Here is an 18,795-nt window from a genome sequence, read left to right as displayed (position 1 = left end):
CCGGCAGTTTGATTACATCCATCTAATAGCGATGTACAGAGTGCCCCTCATCATTTGCACTAGAAAATTTAAGAATTTGATTGACCAGAAATATAATCAGGCGGATGATTGAATTCTAATAAATAATAATTAACAGCATTATTTGTGAGATTGATAATGTCGAATCATCTCAGATCAATGGACTTGAATTTACTGCCTGTATTTGATGCCCTGATGGTCGAACGCAACCTGACTAGGGCTGCAGTAAAGCTACACATGAGCCAACCTGCAGTAAGTGCTGCCTTAAAGCGTTTGAGATCCACCTATAACGATGCACTTTTTATCCGCACCGCAAAAGGCCTACGCCCTACCGAGCGTGCGCTGGCACTACACCCTTCCATTCACACGGCTCTTGGGGCAGTGAGATCAAGCTTCCGGCAGCTCGACTTTGAACATCGCGAGGCAGAACGGGATTTTTCGATTGTTCTACCAGATGTGGTGGAAACCCTTATGATTCCAGGGCTCAGTGCCTGGCTACGAGAGCATGCACCAGGGATAAAGCTCACAATATTACCTGACGAATCAGAGATGACTTCCAGAATGGTAAGCAATGGTGAAGTCGACTTAATTATCGATTATTTACCATTAGAATCTCCCAATTACAGCAGCCTGATTATTGCCGAAGAAGAATTGGTGGTGATCGCAGGGGAGCATAATGAGAAGGTAGGAAAATCCATCTCTGAGGCGGATTTTCAATCAATACCACAAATATCATTGCTGAGAGGAAACCCCGTAGGCTCACCGATGGAGAGGCTGGCCAGACCGAATAAATTGCAGCGCAATATTTGCCTGCGTGTCCCTCACCTATCCTCCTTTCCTCATATAGCCGCCACCACCGATTTAATTGCCGTTGTACCCGCAAGGATGATGAAGTCCTCTCATTACCGAGCATTACCTGTTCGTACAATTGAACTGCCTATGGATTTCCCCAAGGTCAGCCTGCAGCTGATTTGGCATAAGTCACAAACCAACAACCCCGCCCATCGCTGGTTAAGAGAAACCATTTTGCAGCTTTACCCAGAGCTGGGGATGTAGAGGCTTTTGGAGTGGGCTGTACCAGGATGAATCTAATTGAGGCATCAGGTTAGGCTTTTACTATGCCTGTTTTACCGTGACTAGCTGAGAAGACAACCTAGTCCCGCCAAACTTAATCCCTAAAAGCTTGAAGACAAAAAAAAGCCGGGAACTTCGCGGACCCGGCTTGTTTAAATTGGGGCAACCCTTAGGCGATACCCTCCTCAATTTTTGCCTTCCAGATCAATGGTCCCGTGGTATGCACAGACTCACCTTGGCTATCGACTGCTACGGTTACTGGCATGTCCTCCACCTCAAACTCGTAGATGGCTTCCATACCCAGCTCCGGAAAGGCAATTACCTTGGAGGCTTTAATCGCCTGAGCCACCAAGTACGCAGCGCCACCCACAGCCATTAGGTACACTGCTTTATTGTCACGAATAGCTTCAATTGCCATTGGGCCACGCTCTGCCTTACCGATCATCCCTTGCAGGCCGGTCTCTTCAAGCATGGTGCGCGTAAATTTATCCATACGGGTGGCGGTAGTTGGGCCTGCGGGGCCAACTACTTCATCGCGCACAGGATCTACCGGCCCTACGTAATAGATAAAGCGGCCAGTCAGGTCCACTGGCAGCTTCTCCCCTTTCGCTAGGATATCCACCATTTTCTTGTGAGCGGCGTCGCGACCAGTAAGCATCTTGCCATTCAGCAGCAAGGTTTCACCGGGCTGCCAGCTCTGCACATCCTCTGCAGTAACGGTATCCAGGTTGACACGGCGAGTATTGCTGCCAGCTTCTCGAGTAATTTCCGGCCAGTCTTCCAGCTTCGGCGGAGTCTGGCGCGCGGGGCCAGAGCCATCAAGAGTGAAGTGGGTATGACGAGTGGCGGCGCAGTTGGGAATAATTGCTACGGCCTTATTTGCTGCATGAGTGGGATAATCCTTCACTTTCACGTCCAAGACAGTGGTCAAGCCACCCAGGCCCTGGGCACCAATACCCAGCTTGTTGACGGAATCGTATAGTTCCAGGCGCAACTCTTCGGCACGGTTGGAGGCACCGCGCTCCTGCAACTCCTGGATATCGATAGGGTCGAGCAGGGATTCTTTGGCCAGCAACATAGCTTTCTCAGCAGTACCGCCAATGCCAATACCCAGCATGCCCGGCGGACACCAGCCCGCCCCCATCTGAGGCACCATCTTCAGAACCCAATCCACTACAGAATCAGAAGGGTTGAGCATGGCAAATTTGGTTTTGGCTTCACTGCCACCACCTTTGGCTGCCACATACACTTCCACAGTTTCACCAGGAACGATTTCATAGTGAATCACTGCCGGAGTGTTATCGCCGGTATTCTTACGGGCGCCATCTGGGTCGGCAAGAATAGAAGCGCGCAACACGTTGCTGGCATTTTGATAAGCGCGGCGCACACCTTCGTTGACCATGTCGGTAACGCTCATGTCCGCTTCCCAACGCACATTCATACCCACTTTCAACTTCACGGTGACAATGCCGGTATCCTGGCAGATAGGGCGGTGGCCCTCGGCACACATCCGTGAATTGATCAGGATCTGGGCCATGGCGTCTTTGGCCGCCGGGTTGACCTCTTTCTCATAAGCCTTGTTCAGGGCCTGAATGAAGTCCTGTGGGTGGTAGTAAGAGATAAATTGCAGCGCATCAGCAACGCTGTCGATCAGATCATCCTGGCGGATAGTGGTCATGCCCAACTCCGATTAACGTCTCAAGGCCGGCGATTCTACACGAAATGTAGGGTTATTGGCCTGTTATTAAAATGGCGATAAATTTTCCACAGGCAATAAAAAAGGCGAACCCAAGGTTCGCCTTTTCTAGCCCCTGAAAAACTACATTGAGGAGGCTGTAGGCTCACTGGACTGCAGAGAGCGAATCGCATCGCGCAGTTGTACCAGATCTTTGTTCACCGAGCGACGGTAGGCATCAATAGACTCCACTGCCTCTTCATTGGCTCCGACACGCATAGTCAGATCACTGCGCACAGAGGCCAGCTGACGCTCCAGGCGTGAAATTTTGTCGGTCATCTCACGCTTGCTCTCGATACTGCCTTTACGTAATTCCGCCAGGGCAGATTCAACCGCAGCAATCTTTTTCACACTGGCATCGAGGCTACCGAGCTTGCTGTTGAGTGAAGCAACCTGTTTCTTGTTGGCTTCGTTTGCGGCCTTATTGGCTGCAATACTCTTGCGGTTGGTATCGTAAGCCACCCCCCAAAGCTTGCGGATCTCGGAGGAGTTCTCCTTGGCCTTGGCGCTCAGCACCTCAACGGAAGCTGTAGACTCCTCATCAGAGAGACTAAAGCGCTTCTCCAGCTCAGCAATCCGGTTCTCGGCATCGGCTATGCGATTCTCCGCGTTGACCAGCTGGGTACGGCTTTCCTGCCACTGCTGGTAGAGGAAACCAGAAGCAGCAAGTCCCCCCATGGCTAAGACCAAGGCACAGAGGCCTAGGAAGGAGAAGCCACCGCGGCGCTCCTCAACGATCACTTGTGGTTCCTGGGCCTGCTCGCTGCGCTCAGGAGAGCTGGGCTCCAGTGCGGGTTCGATGGCGGCGCTGCCGTCCAGTGTGGGCTCTCTACGTTGCATGTATCAATACACCCGGTAACTAATCTGGTGGGTTCGGTACTGGTCAGTTCGGGATTGTCCCGCCCGGCACCGCTAAATTCATTACTTAGAGACAATCAAGCCGGGACAGATTCGTCGAATTATGCGGCAGTTATACCAAAAATTGACGAAAAAGTAATCGGCCACAAGTAAGAATAGACGACAGCAAAACATTGGTGTCATCAAACACCACCCCTTGAGTTCGAGGAAAACGTCCCAAAATCCCCTATTCTACTGCGCCGGCTTAATTCTGGCATACGGCGCGTGTAGAATGCTCTCACCAATAACCCTAAACAAAGGAAGGAAGACACCATGGCTTTCGAATTGCCCGAACTCCCCTACGCGATGAATGCCCTGGCCCCCCATATCTCTGAAGAGACTCTGGAGTACCACTACGGTAAACACCACAAGACTTACGTTGACAAGCTGAATGGTCTGCTGGAAGGCACTGCTGACGCCGATAAATCCCTGGAAGAAGTGATCAAATCCTCTTCCGGTGGCGTATTTAACAATGCCGCACAAGTATGGAACCACACTTTCTACTGGAACTGCCTGAGCCCCAACGGCGGCGGCGAAGCCACTGGCGCTGTTGCAGAAGCTATCACCGCAGCATTCGGCAGCTTTGACAAGTTCAAGGAAGAGTTCACCACCAGCGCGGTAAACAACTTTGGCTCTGGCTGGACCTGGCTGGTGAAAAAAGCCGATGGTTCAGTAGCTATCGTCAACACTTCCAACGCAGCCACTCCGTTGACTGATGAAGGCGTTACCCCACTGCTGACCTGCGACGTATGGGAACACGCTTACTACATCGATTACCGCAACCTGCGTCCTAAGTACATGGAAGCTTTCTGGGCGCTGGTGAACTGGGAATTTGTAAACCAGAATTTCGCCTAATCGCGGAATTACCTAAAAAGCGGGCACTGCCCGCTTTTTTTATGGGAGGAAATCACTCCCGACATGGCTCCAGAATACTGCCCCTAGTCAAAGACCCATCTAGTGCGCACAATACCCTCTGGAGTGCGCTGTTCTCGCCACGTTAAGCGCGGCCAGAATTGGCTCAAAAACCTAAAGAATGCCACCCAAGTGGCACAATATAGCAATGATTATCCGAACACTGGGAATATGCTTATGAAGTTGAAACCAACCCTGATCGCAGCTGCCATTAGCGCGCTGGTTATCAGTGGCTGTGACCGCGGCGCCCCCGAAGCTACACAGCAGAATGCTGCCTCCGTCACCGCGGAAAGCAAGTCCATTCAAGACAGCACTGCCAAGGTGAGCCAAGAGGCCATCAAGCAGGTAAACCAGATGTTCGAGGACTTCTTCCAGGAGCATCTGTCTCGCAGTCCGGAGTTCAAAACCTTCCTGGGCAAAAAAGAAGATTACGATAAGTGGGATAATCTCTCCCCAGAATTCGCCAAAGAAACACTGGAAATTAACAAGCGCCAGCTCGCCGAGCTTAATAAGGTTGACCCCAATACTTTGGATGAAGCCACTCGCCTGAGCCTGCGTCTTGCCAAGCGCAATCTTGAGCAAGACATTGAAGGCTACAAGTGGCGTAACCACTACTACCCGGTTAACCAGATGTATGCCACCCATACCAGTGCGGCATCCCTGCTGATCAGCCAGCATCGTATCGATGCAGTGAGTGATGCCGAGGCTTACATCGCCCGACTGAACGGCATGCCCCAATACTTTGCCCAACTGGAAGAGAACCTGAAAGCCAACGCCAAGGCCGGTACTATTGTGCCGAAGTTTGTCTTCCCCTATGTGATCAGCGACTCACAAAACCTGATCAGCGGCGCACCTTTTGAAGGTGAGAAAGACAGTCCGCTTTTTGCTGACTTCAAAGGTAAAGTCGAAAAGCTGGAAATCAGCGCCGAACAGAAAAAAGCGCTGATCGATAAAGCCAGCACCGCCCTGCAAGAGAGCGCTGGCCCAGCGTACAAAAAACTGATCAGCTACTTACAGGAACTGGAAAAGAAAGCCACTACCGATGACGGCGCCTGGAAGCTGGCCAACGGTGATGACTTCTACAAGTTCCGCCTCGGTGTATACACCACCACCGATATGACAGCCGATGAGATCCACCAGACTGGCCTCAAGGAAGTTGCGCGGATTCACGATGAAATGCGCGAGATTATGCGCAAAGTGAAGTTTGAGGGTAACCTGCAAGAATTCTTCGAGTTCATGCGTACCGACAAGCAGTTCTACTACCCCACTTCTGAGGAAGGTAAAGCGGAATACCTGGAGAAAGCTACCGCCATTATCGACACTATGAAGGGCCGCCTGGACGAGCTGTTTATCACTAAGCCCAAAGCCGACCTGGATGTACGAGCTGTGGAACCTTTCCGCGAAAAATCCGCAGGTAAAGCTTTCTATCAGCGCCCGGCGCCGGATGGCTCGCGCCCAGGTATTTACTACGCCAACCTGTATAACATGGAAGATATGCCCACTTACCAAATGGAAGCACTGGCTTACCACGAGGGCATTCCAGGTCACCATATGCAGCTCTCTATCGCACAAGAGCTTCAGGATATCCCCAAATTCCGTAAGTACGGCGGTTACACCGCCTACACCGAAGGCTGGGGCCTCTATTCAGAGCTAGTACCGAAAGAGCTGGGCTTCTATGAAGACCCCTACTCAGACTTTGGCCGCCTGGCAATGGAGCTGTGGCGTGCCGGCCGCCTGGTAGTAGACACCGGACTTCATGCCAAAAAGTGGACTCGCGAACAGGCTATCGATTATCTGGTTGAAAATACACCAAACCCGAAAGGCGATGTGGTTAAAGCCATCGAGCGTTACATTGTGTTGCCTGGTCAGGCGACGGCTTACAAAATCGGTATGCTGAAAATTATTGAGCTGCGAGAGAAAGCCAAAGCCGAGCTGGGTGATCAATTTGATGTGCGCGGCTTCCACGACACCATTTTAGCTAACGGTGCGGTACCTCTAAATGTTCTCGAAGAACTGGTAGACGGCTGGGTTGCAAGCGTTAAAGCTAAGAGCTAACTTCACCGGGTAAATAGCACCCAATAAAAAAGGCCACTCTCAGAGTGGCCTTTTTTGCAACTATCTAAAGGAGTTAAAAACTACCTTATCCTTTTTTAATTGCAATCCAGTCATCCACTTGGCGCTCCAAGATTGCCAATGGCAAGGCCCCATTGGTCAGCACCACATTGTGGAACTGGCGAATATCAAACGCCTCGCCCAGCTCCGCCTGGGCCCGATCACGCAACTGCAGAATTTTTAACATTCCAGCCTTGTAGGCCAGTGCCTGCCCAGGCATTACCAGGTAACGCTCGATTTCTGTGGTCACTTCGGTTTCGGTCATGCCAGTTTTTTCCACCATATATTCGATGGCTTCTTCGCGACTCCAGCGCTTGTAGTGCATACCGGTATCCACCACCAAACGCACCGCACGGAACATCTCGGCCTGCAAACGGCCAAGATCATCGTAGGGGTTTTCCTGAAAGCCCGCTTCCTTGGCAACCTGCTCAGAATAAAGTGCCCACCCCTCAGCGTAAGCCGTAAACAAACCCAATTTGCGGAAAGTGGGCACACCCTCTAGCTCCTGAGCAATCGCCAACTGGAAGTGGTGGCCGGGAACCGCTTCGTGATAGGCCAGCGTGCGCATACCAAATTTCTTGGTTTCATGAACATCACGCAGGTTTGCATAGAAAACTCCCGGACGGGAGCCATCCATTGCCGGAGGGTTGTAGTAAGCCCCCGGTGCGCCCTGCTCTTTAAATTCTGGTACCCGTCGTACTTCAACCCCCATCGCCGGCTTCACATCGAAATAATCTCCTAGCCCAGAATTAATCTCATTGATCATCGCTTGGTAGTCGGCAACTATGCGCTCGCGCCCTTCATCCGAATCTTCGTATAAAAACTGGGGATCATTGTTAATCACAGAAAAGCGGGCGCTGATACTGCCGCTATCTTGCCCAATTGAAGAGAAAATACGATTCATTTCCCCCTCTATTCTTGCCACCTCTTCAATACCAACTTGGTGCAACTCCTCGGGGGACAAATTCGTTGTGGTGTGGCTACGAACCTGGTACGCGTAAAACGCCTCCCCATCAGGAAGCGCCCAAACACCATTATTTTCGAAAACCTTGGGCTGTAACTCACGATAGTAAGCAATCAGACTCTTATATGCAGGATATACCTCTGCATCAATCAAGGCCTCTCCCTGAGCGAGGATACGCACCCGCTCCCCATCGGCCAGATCTTCAACTTTATTTAGGCGTTCTTCAAGGGAGGTATAAAGAATATTCTCATGGGCCGGTACCGCTATAAACTCTTGCATCTCTTCCAGCACGCTGTCGATAACAAAGCGGGGAGGCAGGATGTTTTTTTGCTCACGGATTTTTAGACCATCAAGCACCTGTGAAAATTTGCGGTCAACCTCACTCAGGCGGGAAAGGTAATAATCCGCTTCTTTGACATTATGAATCTGGTGCACTTCCGCAAGAAACTCCGGCAGGCTGTTTTGCACTCCAAACATTTGGTTAAGCGGATAATTGTGGTGTTTCCAGCGCTCCCCCTCCACCATATTGCCAAGAAAGTAGGCAAATACATCGTAAGAGATCGCTTGCTGGCCATCCATGCCTGCACGATCGTACTCCTGCAGAACGGCAAGCTCATCCTTAATCATCTGCATCTGGCGCTGCTGTTCAGCCTCAGAAGCGTCATCAAGATGGGCATTGTGTCCATCGATTCCAAACTGCTCGAGCAATCGCAACTGGGAGAGAATTTCTGGACTGGTGCTGCCGAGCTTGAAAAAGGCCCGCTCAAAGTACACATCTATTGACCAGGGTTTAAAATAGATCGCGTTGACCGCAACAACAGAAACCGCCGCCACCCCCAATAACAAAATACCGCCAAGCCATTTGGCCAACGTTTTAATCATTTTTTATTCTCCTAATATAGATATTGCGGTTCTAACTCCTCTCCGCCCCATGACGGCCCTACCCTGAGTGAGCCATGGCCAGCTAGATCATAGAAAAAACTATACTGCCGACACACCGCATGCCCATATTAAGCGCTATATCTTGATGGGAGAAACAAAATCACTGGGCTTTAACGCAAGCAGAGAGCAACTCACCTTTTGCAGAATATTCTCGGCAGTGTTTCCCATAATAAAACCGGGTATACCCGCACGACCCACAGTACCCATGATGAGGAGATCCAGCTCCTCCTCATCGATCAGCAGGGGAATATAGCTATCTGGGTGAGCAATGACATGGTGAACTTGAATATCCCCGCCGATACCCGCAGCCCGAATAAGTACATCCAATTTTGAGCGGTGTTGAGCTCGAGCCGCTTCTGTAGCCTGGTCCAACTCCTCTTCAGAGGCGCTGATAGGGAAGTGACGACGCAAGAACTCATCAACGTCATAATCCCAGCAGGAAACAACGTGTAAAATACCGTTACAACTATCCGCCAACACCCGCGCCCAGCGTAGTAAGCGGATCGCCAGATCGTAAGTACTCCCCTCATCACACTCGGGGTCAATCGCCACGGCCACCCTTATCTCAGTGTGCACACGCTCTATGGGACGACACAGCCACACTGGGCAGGGACACTTGCGTAATAACTCCATATCAATGGCTTTGAAGCCCTTGAGCTGGCTCAGCCCCTCCACATTTTTAATTACCAGGTCGTAACCTTCGCTAAGTACGCGGCGAATAACTCTCTCTGCGGGGCGTGGACCACAGTCAGATTCGATCTCTATATTCACCTGCTCTTTCGACAGCTTCATACGCTCTCGAGCTGCGGCAATTCCTTCATTTACACGTTCCAGCATTGCCTTAACACAGAAGCTACTAAAGTCCTCAAACCCCGCCGGTACCGCTGGGCAAACCAGCAGCACCTTAATTTCTGCATGATTATTGCGGGCTATGGCAAAAGCCTGTAACAACCCACTGGACTCATCTTCAGCAGCATGGCTCACATAGAGGACTTTATGAATATTCGGCATAACAATTTTCTCTAACTGTGGGCATTGGAGGTAAAAGCAGACGGAGACCACCATGCAGCCCCTGCGGCCACCACCATTTAATATGGTCGATGAAAGCCAATTCACAGAAGAAGAATAGAAGTGCAGCTCTAGTCACCACCAGATGGAATACAAAACTGGGAACAAAAGAGGAAGCAAAGGGAGATTTTTATAGGGGGGCGGCGGCAGATGACCCAGAACTCTTTGACAGTCTCCTAGGTCAACTACTGAGTTAGGCTTAGGGGCAAATTGGATACCCTAGATATCCAGCACCTGTTTTACAAAGGGGATGGTAATTTTACGCTGTGCCATCAGGGAGGCCCTATCTAACTGCTCTAACAGCAGGAACAGTGCGCGAGTATCCCTAGGCGCGCGGTGCAAAATGTACTGTGCCACGTCTTCGGGCAGATCGAAGCCGCGCAGGCGACTGCGCCTGCGCAAGGCAGCCACTTTGTCGCGATCATTCATTGGCTGTAACTGGAATACCAGCGACCACTGCAGGCGCGACAACAAGTCAGCCAAGGAGATATCCATCCCCCGCGGAGATTTTCGCGCCCCTAATAATAACTGCCTACCGCTGTCTCTGACCCGATTGTATAAATGGAACATCGCCGTCTGCCACTCGGGCTGTCCCTCTAACAAGTGCAGGTCATCAATACACACCAGATCCAACTGCTCGAGGCCGTCGAGCAGTACAACCGGGTCCATGGCCATCAATTCAGCCATAGGAATATATTGGAAACTGCGACCATTGGCCTCGGCACTCTGACAAGCAGATTGCAGCAAGTGGCTAACACCACTTCCTGCATCCCCCCAGATGTAAATCACCGCTTCGGGATTTTGCCCACTGGCAAATGACTGCAGCAGAGCTACAACTTGGCGGTTGGGGTCCGACTCCGACAGATAAAAGTTATCGAAGGTAGCATCGTCTCGCAGGGATACTCCCAGCGGCAACTGTTGCGGAATACTCATCTCAATCCCAACGATAGCGCAACGGATTATCAGCGCTGCCCAAAGGTGCACGGTGCCCATTCAACTCAATGGCATCCTCGTCCCCATGTGCTCGCAACTTATGATTTAACGCCAGGGTATCGCGCAAATTGCGTAGTCCTACGGTGGCACTCAATGCCAAGCGCATCCGATCTCCCTCCACAGAAAGGAGATTTGCACTGCTCACCTGCGCCAGTCCCTGTAAATAGGCCGAGGCCTCTGCGTAATCGGCAAAGCTATCCACGCCAGATAACTCCACAAAAATTGAGCCCTGTTGGGCATCCTCAATACCGGGGCGCACGGCATAGCGTTGGGCAAGCAAGTTAGCCATCTGATTAACACCGCGCAGTGCAACCTCTTCCAAAGAGCCACCATTGCTATCAAAGGCATAACTGCGACCACCGTGCAGTAATAACCAATCAGCCTGCCAGCGGCGCCCCGACGCCTGAAGCAAGCGCCCCATCAAAGTGGCATCCGGCCTGTAGCGTAAACCAGCGCGCTCTGCGGCCTGTTCACTCTGAGCCCAAAGGTCACCAAGAGGCATATTGTGCTGGTCATTGAGGTCCATCACCGGGAAATCCAATGGCACACCGCGCTCCACAGCCATAGCGTCCAATACCGAAAAGAGCTCCGGGGCATCTTCTTCCCTGAGGATACTGCGCCCTTCCTTTAGGGTATCCACAGCCAGCCACACCAGAGTACCGGGGCGATTATTGGGCCACATCGGCAAACCCAACTGATGGACTTGCCTGGAAATAGCTTGGGGATCAAAAGAGAGATGAAGGTAGAGCTGGTTATCTTCGCTGGTGTAGCGGTAACCTTCTAGGAAATGCTGGGCTTTCTTCAGGATAGGCTGCAAATTTGGATTACTGCCAATTGCGGCGTCTCCGGTGACACGCACAAATATCCGCTCCAGCCCCCGGCTGCCAGCACTCGCGCGGTCAGTAGCCCCACGGCTCGGTACAGCCTCGACCACTTCATACAGGTCCGAGATAACTCGAGCCTGGACTGGCAGAATTAGGGCACCGAACAACAGGACCAAAAACTGCAACACCAATCCCTGCCGGAGCAGCTTGTGCATAGGATTCTTCTCCAAACCTCATTCCAACCCGTGAGCTTGCACGAAATCGTTGTTATTGCGCAAGACGCCAAAATCCACGGCTGGGATAAAAATTGGGGCTATTGTATCAGCGTCGGCGACTTCTCTCAGCCCCGAGTTCTCACTATTAGAGGGTTTCTAGCCGTTTAACTGAAGATAAATACCAGATTCCTTCATTGAGATGCCCACTGGGCGTGGCTACCGGACCAAGACCCGGCTAGAATACGCGCCCTTCGAAGACCCACTGCAGGAAGAATCATGAGCGATTCCAAGCCGCAATCCGCTGAAACATCCCTCTCTTATAAAGACGCCGGTGTCGATATCGACGCGGGTAACGCCCTGGTAGAGCGTATCAAGCATGTCGCCAAACGCACTTCCCGTCCGGAAGTCATGGGAGGCCTGGGCGGTTTTGGCGCTCTCTGCCAACTCCCCAGCGGCTATAAAGAGCCAGTCTTGGTTTCCGGCACCGATGGCGTGGGTACCAAATTACGCCTGGCGATGGACCTGGGCATCCACGACACCATTGGTATCGACCTGGTTGCTATGTGTGTCAATGACTTGGTGGTAGCAGGTGCCGAACCACTTTTCTTCCTCGACTACTATGCCACTGGCAAGCTGAATGTGGATATCGCCGCTGAGGTTGTCTCCGGTATTGGTAAAGGCTGTGAGTTGGCAGGCTGTGCACTGGTCGGTGGCGAAACCGCCGAAATGCCCGGCATGTATGAAGGCGACGACTACGATCTGGCCGGTTTCTGCACCGGGGTCGTGGAGAAATCCGAGATTATTGATGGCAAAAAAGTAAAGAGTGGTGATGTGCTCATTGGACTCGCTTCCAGCGGCCCCCACTCCAATGGCTACTCTTTAATCCGAAAGGTACTCGAAGTCAGTGACGCCGATTTACAACAGGAATGCGGTAGTGAAACGCTGGCCAAGGCATTGATGGCTCCCACCCGCATCTATGTTAAGAATCTGCTGCAACTGATGAAGAGCGTCCAGGTAAATGCCCTCAGCCACATCACCGGCGGCGGCCTGCTGGAAAACCTGCCCCGCGTACTCCCGGAAGGCTGTCTTGCTCGTGTAGACGTCACTAGCTGGGAGATGCCCGAAGTGTTCCGCTGGCTCCAACAGGCAGGCAACATCGACGCCCGCGAAATGTACCGCACCTTCAACTGTGGTGTCGGTATGGTAATTTGCGTACCTGCGGAACAAGCCGACCAAGCACTGCAAACCCTGAAGCAAGCAGGTGAAGACGCCTTCGTCGTGGGCAAAATCGAAGATGCTGTGGCAGGCGCAGATGCCGTAGAGCTGGCGGGCCTGTAATGTCACAGGGAGTATGCAAAGTTGCCGTGCTGATTTCCGGTAGCGGCAGCAACTTGCAGGCGCTCCTGGATGCCTCGGCAAATGCCGGGGCAGACTTTTCCGTCTGCACAGTAATCAGCAATAAGCCCGAGGCCTTCGGCCTCAAGCGCGCCACCGAGGCCGGAGTCCCCACATCAGTGGTCGACCATCGCAACTTCTCCGGCAGAGAAAGCTTCGACCAGGCGCTAATCGCAGAAATCGACAGCCATCAGCCGGATTTGGTTGTCCTGGCCGGGTTTATGCGTATCCTCACTCCCGAGTTTGTTCGCCACTACAGCGGTCGCCTGCTCAATATTCACCCCTCTTTACTGCCAAAATATCAAGGGCTCCATACCCATCAGCGTGCTCTGGAAGCCGGTGATAGTGAGCACGGTGTTACCGTTCATTTTGTCACCGAAGAGCTCGATGGCGGACCACCCATCGTTCAAGCCGCCGTACCTATAAAGGAAGGGGACACTCCCGAATCTTTGGCAAAGCGGGTTCAGGTACAGGAACACGTCATTTACCCCATGGCTGTTACCTGGTTTGCCCAGGGGCGCCTAAAAATGCTGGCAGACCGCTCGCAACTGGACGGCGAGCTTCTACCTCTTAGTGGCGCCAGAATCGATAGTTAAGCAAAGCCAAGCTGGCGGGATCAGCATTGCAATGTACTTTGCGGGTCGCGCCAGCTAGTATTCAAAGAGGTTCAGATTTTGCGAGGCTCTGTCGTGCGCATTTTTATCTCCTCTCTGTTTTTTCTCCTTCTCTCCACTCAATCACTCGCCAGCCAATTGGAGCCCTTTAAGGCGACTTATACCGCAAGGTACAACGGCATTAGTGTTACAGCCACTCGTGAGCTTACTGGGCAAGAAGGGAGTTGGCGGCTGGACTTTAATACCTTTGCGCTTTTTGCCAGTATTAAAGAATATTCCCGCTTTATCAGCCAGGACGGCAATATTACCCCCTACCACTATGAGTATCGCCGCAAAGGACTCGGCCGCGATCGCGGTACAGTTCTCAGCTTCGAACCCGACAAAGGCATGGTGTTCAACGTCTCCAACCCAGAACGGGATATGGAAAACGTATCGCCAAACATCCTGGATAAATTGAGCTACCAAATGCAGCTAACACTGGATGTCGCCGCAGGCAAAGAAAATCTCCAATATGAGGTCGCCGATGGTAAGAAGATTCGCAAGTACACTTTCGCCAAAGAGGGCACCGAAGTAGTAAAAACACCAATGGGAAAAGTAGAAGCAATAAAGGTACGCCGGGTTAGAGATGCGGACTCAGAAAGAGAGACGACCGTCTGGATTGCGCCTCAATGGAACTACGCCCTAGTGAAGCTGGTACAACGTGAGGAGAATGGCAAAAAGTACCAAATTACTTTGAAAAAGCTATCTATCAATGGCAAAAGTGTCGGTGCTGGCCAATAAATTACCATTTTTTTACAGAGGCAAAAAAAATGTTCACATTTGATGGATTTTTGCCTCCTTTCTCTTTATAAAGTGACTCCTTTCCCTTGCACAGGCAATTCCTTGTTGCCTAACCTGTTTAAAAGCGAGGGATTTGCTACGAAAACGGAAGGCATCTATATAAATCTAATGGCCTTCCTTCCATATCCCAGCATTTCCAATGCTACTTATGGTTTTCAGTAATCAGCAGACTTAGAGATGGGCTCTCATGAATAAGAAATACCTGCGACATGCAGTTTTAGCCGCAGCAATCGGCTCCGTTTCCCAAGGCGCTATGGCCGCGGGCTTCTACCTACAGGAAACCAGCGCATCCGGCCTTGGCCGTGCCTTCGCTGCCGAAAACACTATCGGTGATAATGCCTCCATCCTAGCCCGTAACCCGGCTGGTTCTGCACTATTTGATACTTATACTTTGACTGGCGGCCTCACCTACGTCGACCCCGAAATCGACGTGGCCGGAACAGTTACTAACTACGCTTTTGTCCCTGAACTTGGCAGATATGTTGCCGTTAGCTCTTCTGTGGCTGACGCTAGTGACTATGCCACCAGCGCCTTTATCCCCAATGGGTATCTGGCAGCACCAATCAATGACGATTGGTCCTGGGGCTTAGCTATGTACACAGATTTCGGTCTTGAGACTGATTTCCCCGACAGCTTCCCCGGCACCATCATCGCCAACAAAACCAACTTGTTGACCCTTAATATCCAGCCCTCTGTTGCTTACGATATTAATGACACCTTTAGTATCGGCGCATCTATTAACTTCCTCTACGCCGAAGCAGAATTATTAACCACCTTCCCCACAGATTACGATGTTGTTCCTGCTCTGGCCGATGCAACTATCTTGGATGTTAAAGGGGATGGCTGGGATGTAAGCTGGACAGTCGGCGCCCTGTGGCGCATTAGTGACAACACCCGCGCAGGTATTTCTTACCACGCAAAGTACGACCCCAAGCTAAAGGGTGATGTTAATTCGGATGTTACCCCCGCAGAAGATCCCTTTGATGATGCCAGCGGCAGCCTGACCCTGAACCTACCCGACACCCTGGAGCTGGGTCTATACCATCGTTACGATAACAACTGGGCTATCGCTGTTGGCTATATGTACACGAACTGGGATCGCTTCGAGCGCCTAGCCGCATTTGTTCCAGCGGGCGGCGCCGAGTGGGACCCTAAAGTACTTAAAGAGGAAAACTTTAAGAGCGGCTCCCGCTTCAGCCTTGCCGCCGAATACTTCTTTAATGACAATGTAACCGTACGCTTTGGTTACGCCCATGACGAAGGTGCAGCTCGTGACGGCTTCAATCGCCACGAAGAGGAAGTTATTAGAGAAGAGACAGGCTTCGATTTACCAATTACTTGGCGCACACTGTCTATCCCCGATACCGACCGTCAATGGCTGACCCTGGGCGGCACCTACACTCACAATGATCGCCTGAGTGTTGATGCTGGCTTCGCTTTCATCTGGGGTGATGATGAGCGAATCCAGGAAGTTTCAGAGCCTGGAGCTGTTTTCGCATACTACGATGGCGGCACCACCAAGACCGAGGCCTGGCTATTCAGTGCAGGTGTAAACTATAGCTTCTAAGTAGTTCGCCCTCTCGACAAACAAAAGGCTCTACCCCGGTAGGGCCTTTTTTAATTCTCCTATCGACCTCTCACCCTAGCGCCTCCAAACCCACCAACACCTCACCCCCATCAGCATCAGCATCAATACCACTTAATAGCAATATTAAGAATTAGTGGTTAGATATCTATCGAAAGTAATTTGTTATATAGCCACCTCAACAATTAAGAAAAACAACACAACATCGAAAATCGAAAATCGAAAATCGACTCATTATTGAAAATATACAAATTAATAACACTCACTTAAAAGAAAACCAAATGACTTTATCGAGAACACCAGCTTTCTAGATAATTTTTGTAACATGCCATAGTGAGTGACAACAGTGGCTCTAAAACAGAAAGGTAATCCTCTCATTAATAAGTCTGAAATGGGGTAGCAGAAAAACTAGCAGGCAGGCCCAAAACCTCAAACTTAAAAAGTCAAACCAAAAGAGTAAAACATGAAACTAACCGTGGTATTTCTCCTATTAATAGCAAGCCTTGATGTTGCAGCATTATCCATGGGAGAGGCAATTAATATAGCCGGGCGTCAACGAATGCTATCTCAAAGAATCACGCAAGCATTTATCCTAAACGGTATACAACCCGAAGCACAACGCCACCAGAAAGTATTGAAACGGTCAGTGCAGGAATTCGAGCGTAACAATCAGAAACTTAATACGTTCCCAGCTGCAGAAAAAATCAAAGATCAGCTAAAAAAAGTACAGAGCGAATGGCAACCCTTTAAGCAACTCAGTCTGCAACCGGTAACCAGGGAAGGAGCAACCGACTTATTCCTGCGCAGCAATAAACTATTAACAGAAACGCACAGCTACGTGGTTAAATTACAGCAACTTGCCAATCACAATTCTGCCGAACTAATCAACATTGCCGGTCGGCAGCGAATGCTTTCTCAAAGAATTTGCAAGAATTATGCTGCTAAACTTTGGAACATCTCACCAGCTGAAGCGGAGCAAGGGCTACAACAAGACCTTACAGAGTACTCCAGTCGCCTAACCCGCCTTCTGGAAAGCACACTCAACACCCCTGAAATCAGCAGCAACCTTCTCAAAGCCAAAGATCATCTCAGTTATGCCAGCCGAGGCTTTGAAGGGGAAATGAAACTATCTGAACAGCGTCAGATTCAAGTAATTACTGGCACTACAGACTTGATGCTGCGCGATATGGATGTCGTTACCAAGCAATATGCCAGCTTGCTGGACTCAAGAGAATAGCCATGAAAACAGATGTTGAATTTAGGCCCAGTATGGAGGAGCTTCTGGAAAAGCTGGCAACGCCAAAATTCCGAGGCCTAAATCAACAAGCTAATGACGAAACCATAAAACGTATGAAGCAGTCCGTGCCGATTTTAATCGGGATTGGCAAAGCTGGGGATCACATACCCGGCATGCGCAAAAATCTGATTTTACACGCCGGCCCACCAATCACATGGAACCAGGCCTCTGGCCCTTTAAAGGGGGCAATTATTGCCGGCCTCCTATTTGAAGGGCTCGCAAAAAACAAAGAAGCCGCCATAGAGATGATGAAAAAAGGGGAGGTGGATTTAGAGCCCTGCCATGATCACAATGCCGTTGGGCCAATGGCCGGCATTATTACCTCTTCAATGTCAGTGTATATTGTTGAGGACCAACTCTCTGGCTATAGAACTTACTCCAACCTCAGTGATGACAGAGGTGATTTTCGTGGAAGCTCCATTCGCTTTGGTGTTTACGAAAAAAGTGCTATCGATTACCTCCACTGGGTTGAGAACAATGTGGCCCCAGTTCTCAATCAAGCCATTGCCGATGTCGATGGGATTGACTTCCTGCCAATCATCGGCAGAAGCCTACTTATGGGCGATGACTGCCATGTAATGACCAATGCTGCCACTTTAATATTTTCCAGAATTCTCCTCCCTGGTGTTATCAAGGCCAGCCCTAAAAAAGAGTGGGATAGAGAAAATTGCCTCACAGATTTACCAAGATGAATCATTTTCCCTGAATGCCATCATGGCCACCTGTAAAGCGATTGCGGATGCGGGTAATGGCATACCACACAGCAGTATTATCACAACCATGGCGCGTAATGGTACCGAGTTCGGCATCAAGATATCAGGACTCGGTGAAAAATGGTTTACCGGCTTGGCCGGTGTTGGACGCGGTTTTTTGATGCCCGGAATTACGCCTGCGGATGTCAACCGCGATATGGGTGACAGCGCAATAACCGAAACCGTAGGGCTTGGTGGTACCGTGAAATCGCTATCCGGTTCAAACCTGGATACGATCGACAACACACTCAAGATGTATAGCATTGCACACTCAGAGAGTGACTCATTCCTAACTCCAGGTATTGATGATCGGGGGCCACCACTCGGGTTCGACCTATTAAAGATCGTCAAGACCAATACAACCCCAACAATCAACTCCGGCCTGGCTCACAAAAATATGAATCGCTATATGGCCGGTACTGGATCACTTCACCCTCCAATGGAGGCTTTTATTAAAGCCGCTGTAGAGTTTTCTGAAGTTGAAGTCCCCTTAACTCAAATGCAGTCCTGACATTTTTTAAACAAAAAAAGGGGAGTAACACTCCCCTTTTTTGGCCA

The 18,795-nt window shown here is 50.7% G+C and carries 16 protein-coding genes; 10 read left to right on the top strand and 6 right to left on the bottom strand.

The annotated features are described in order from the left end of the window. Positions 1–156 precede the first annotated feature (156 nt). Positions 157–1,074, top strand: a complete 918-nt coding sequence (locus ACJJIB_RS07110; RefSeq protein WP_444888351.1) for a LysR substrate-binding domain-containing protein — start codon at positions 157–159, stop codon at positions 1,072–1,074. Positions 1,075–1,261: 187 nt separating this feature from the next. Here ACJJIB_RS07110 and ACJJIB_RS07105 read toward each other — a convergent pair whose 3' ends face one another. Both ACJJIB_RS07105 and ACJJIB_RS07100 read right to left on the bottom strand, forming a co-directional pair. Next, a complete protein-coding gene (locus tag ACJJIB_RS07105) occupies positions 1,262–2,770 on the bottom strand; it encodes a fumarate hydratase (protein ID WP_444888350.1) in 1,509 nt (502 codons plus the stop codon). A 141-nt stretch (positions 2,771–2,911) separates the two neighbouring features. After that, positions 2,912–3,667, bottom strand: a complete 756-nt coding sequence (locus tag ACJJIB_RS07100; RefSeq protein WP_444888349.1) for a Clp protease/crotonase-like domain-containing protein — start codon at positions 3,665–3,667, stop codon at positions 2,912–2,914. Positions 3,668–3,997: 330 nt separating this feature from the next. On the opposite strand from ACJJIB_RS07100, the gene sodB reads away from it, so the two are divergent. Then, positions 3,998–4,579, top strand: a complete 582-nt coding sequence (gene sodB, locus ACJJIB_RS07095; protein ID WP_252085033.1) for a superoxide dismutase [Fe] — start codon at positions 3,998–4,000, stop codon at positions 4,577–4,579. A gap of 234 nt (positions 4,580–4,813) precedes the next feature. Continuing rightward, positions 4,814–6,691 carry a DUF885 domain-containing protein gene (locus ACJJIB_RS07090; RefSeq protein ID WP_444888348.1) on the top strand — a complete coding sequence of 626 codons (1,878 nt, stop codon included), beginning with the start codon at positions 4,814–4,816 and terminating at the stop codon, positions 6,689–6,691. Positions 6,692–6,776: 85 nt separating this feature from the next. Here ACJJIB_RS07090 and ACJJIB_RS07085 read toward each other — a convergent pair whose 3' ends face one another. From ACJJIB_RS07085 to ACJJIB_RS07070, 4 genes are all read right to left on the bottom strand, one after another. After that, positions 6,777–8,594, bottom strand: a complete 1,818-nt coding sequence (locus ACJJIB_RS07085; RefSeq protein WP_444888347.1) for a DUF885 domain-containing protein — start codon at positions 8,592–8,594, stop codon at positions 6,777–6,779. Between the two features lie 135 nt (positions 8,595–8,729). After that, positions 8,730–9,665, bottom strand: coding sequence for a universal stress protein (locus tag ACJJIB_RS07080; protein ID WP_444888346.1), 936 nt, complete (start codon positions 9,663–9,665; stop codon positions 8,730–8,732). Positions 9,666–9,941: 276 nt separating this feature from the next. Beyond that, positions 9,942–10,655 (bottom strand): DnaA regulatory inactivator Hda, encoded by a 714-nt coding sequence (hda, locus tag ACJJIB_RS07075; protein ID WP_252085029.1) that lies wholly within the window; start codon positions 10,653–10,655, stop codon positions 9,942–9,944. A 1-nt stretch (position 10,656) separates the two neighbouring features. Further along, positions 10,657–11,754 (bottom strand): DUF2066 domain-containing protein, encoded by a 1,098-nt coding sequence (locus ACJJIB_RS07070; protein ID WP_444885711.1) that lies wholly within the window; start codon positions 11,752–11,754, stop codon positions 10,657–10,659. 276 nt (positions 11,755–12,030) lie between these two features. On the opposite strand from ACJJIB_RS07070, the gene purM reads away from it, so the two are divergent. The 7 genes from purM (at position 12,031) to ACJJIB_RS07035 (ending at position 18,748) form a co-directional block, all read left to right on the top strand. Then, complete coding sequence (gene purM / locus ACJJIB_RS07065) at positions 12,031–13,092, top strand: phosphoribosylformylglycinamidine cyclo-ligase (RefSeq protein ID WP_444888345.1); 1,062 nt, start codon at positions 12,031–12,033, stop codon at positions 13,090–13,092. Continuing rightward, the gene (purN, locus tag ACJJIB_RS07060) at positions 13,092–13,745 is read left to right on the top strand and encodes a phosphoribosylglycinamide formyltransferase (protein ID WP_444885713.1); all 654 of its coding nucleotides are present in this window, start codon (positions 13,092–13,094) and stop codon (positions 13,743–13,745) included. The genes purM and purN overlap by 1 nt, the downstream gene beginning before the upstream one ends. A 78-nt stretch (positions 13,746–13,823) precedes the next feature. After that, positions 13,824–14,543, top strand: a complete 720-nt coding sequence (locus tag ACJJIB_RS07055; RefSeq protein WP_444888344.1) for a DUF3108 domain-containing protein — start codon at positions 13,824–13,826, stop codon at positions 14,541–14,543. 247 nt (positions 14,544–14,790) lie between these two features. Next, on the top strand, positions 14,791–16,170 hold the full coding sequence (locus ACJJIB_RS07050) for an OmpP1/FadL family transporter (RefSeq protein ID WP_444888343.1): 1,380 nt from the start codon (positions 14,791–14,793) through the stop codon (positions 16,168–16,170). A gap of 481 nt (positions 16,171–16,651) precedes the next feature. Beyond that, complete coding sequence (locus ACJJIB_RS07045) at positions 16,652–17,425, top strand: type IV pili methyl-accepting chemotaxis transducer N-terminal domain-containing protein (protein ID WP_444888342.1); 774 nt, start codon at positions 16,652–16,654, stop codon at positions 17,423–17,425. Positions 17,426–17,427: 2 nt separating this feature from the next. Further along, on the top strand, positions 17,428–18,177 hold the full coding sequence (locus ACJJIB_RS07040; protein ID WP_444888341.1) for an oxamate carbamoyltransferase subunit AllG family protein: 750 nt from the start codon (positions 17,428–17,430) through the stop codon (positions 18,175–18,177). Between the two features lie 22 nt (positions 18,178–18,199). Then, on the top strand, positions 18,200–18,748 hold the full coding sequence (locus ACJJIB_RS07035) for an oxamate carbamoyltransferase subunit AllG family protein (protein ID WP_444888340.1): 549 nt from the start codon (positions 18,200–18,202) through the stop codon (positions 18,746–18,748). Positions 18,749–18,795: the final 47 nt, after the last annotated feature.

The organism is Microbulbifer mixtoriginis (SeqCode), from assembly GCF_052467705.1.
This window is presented reverse-complemented; position numbering and strand designations above follow the sequence as displayed.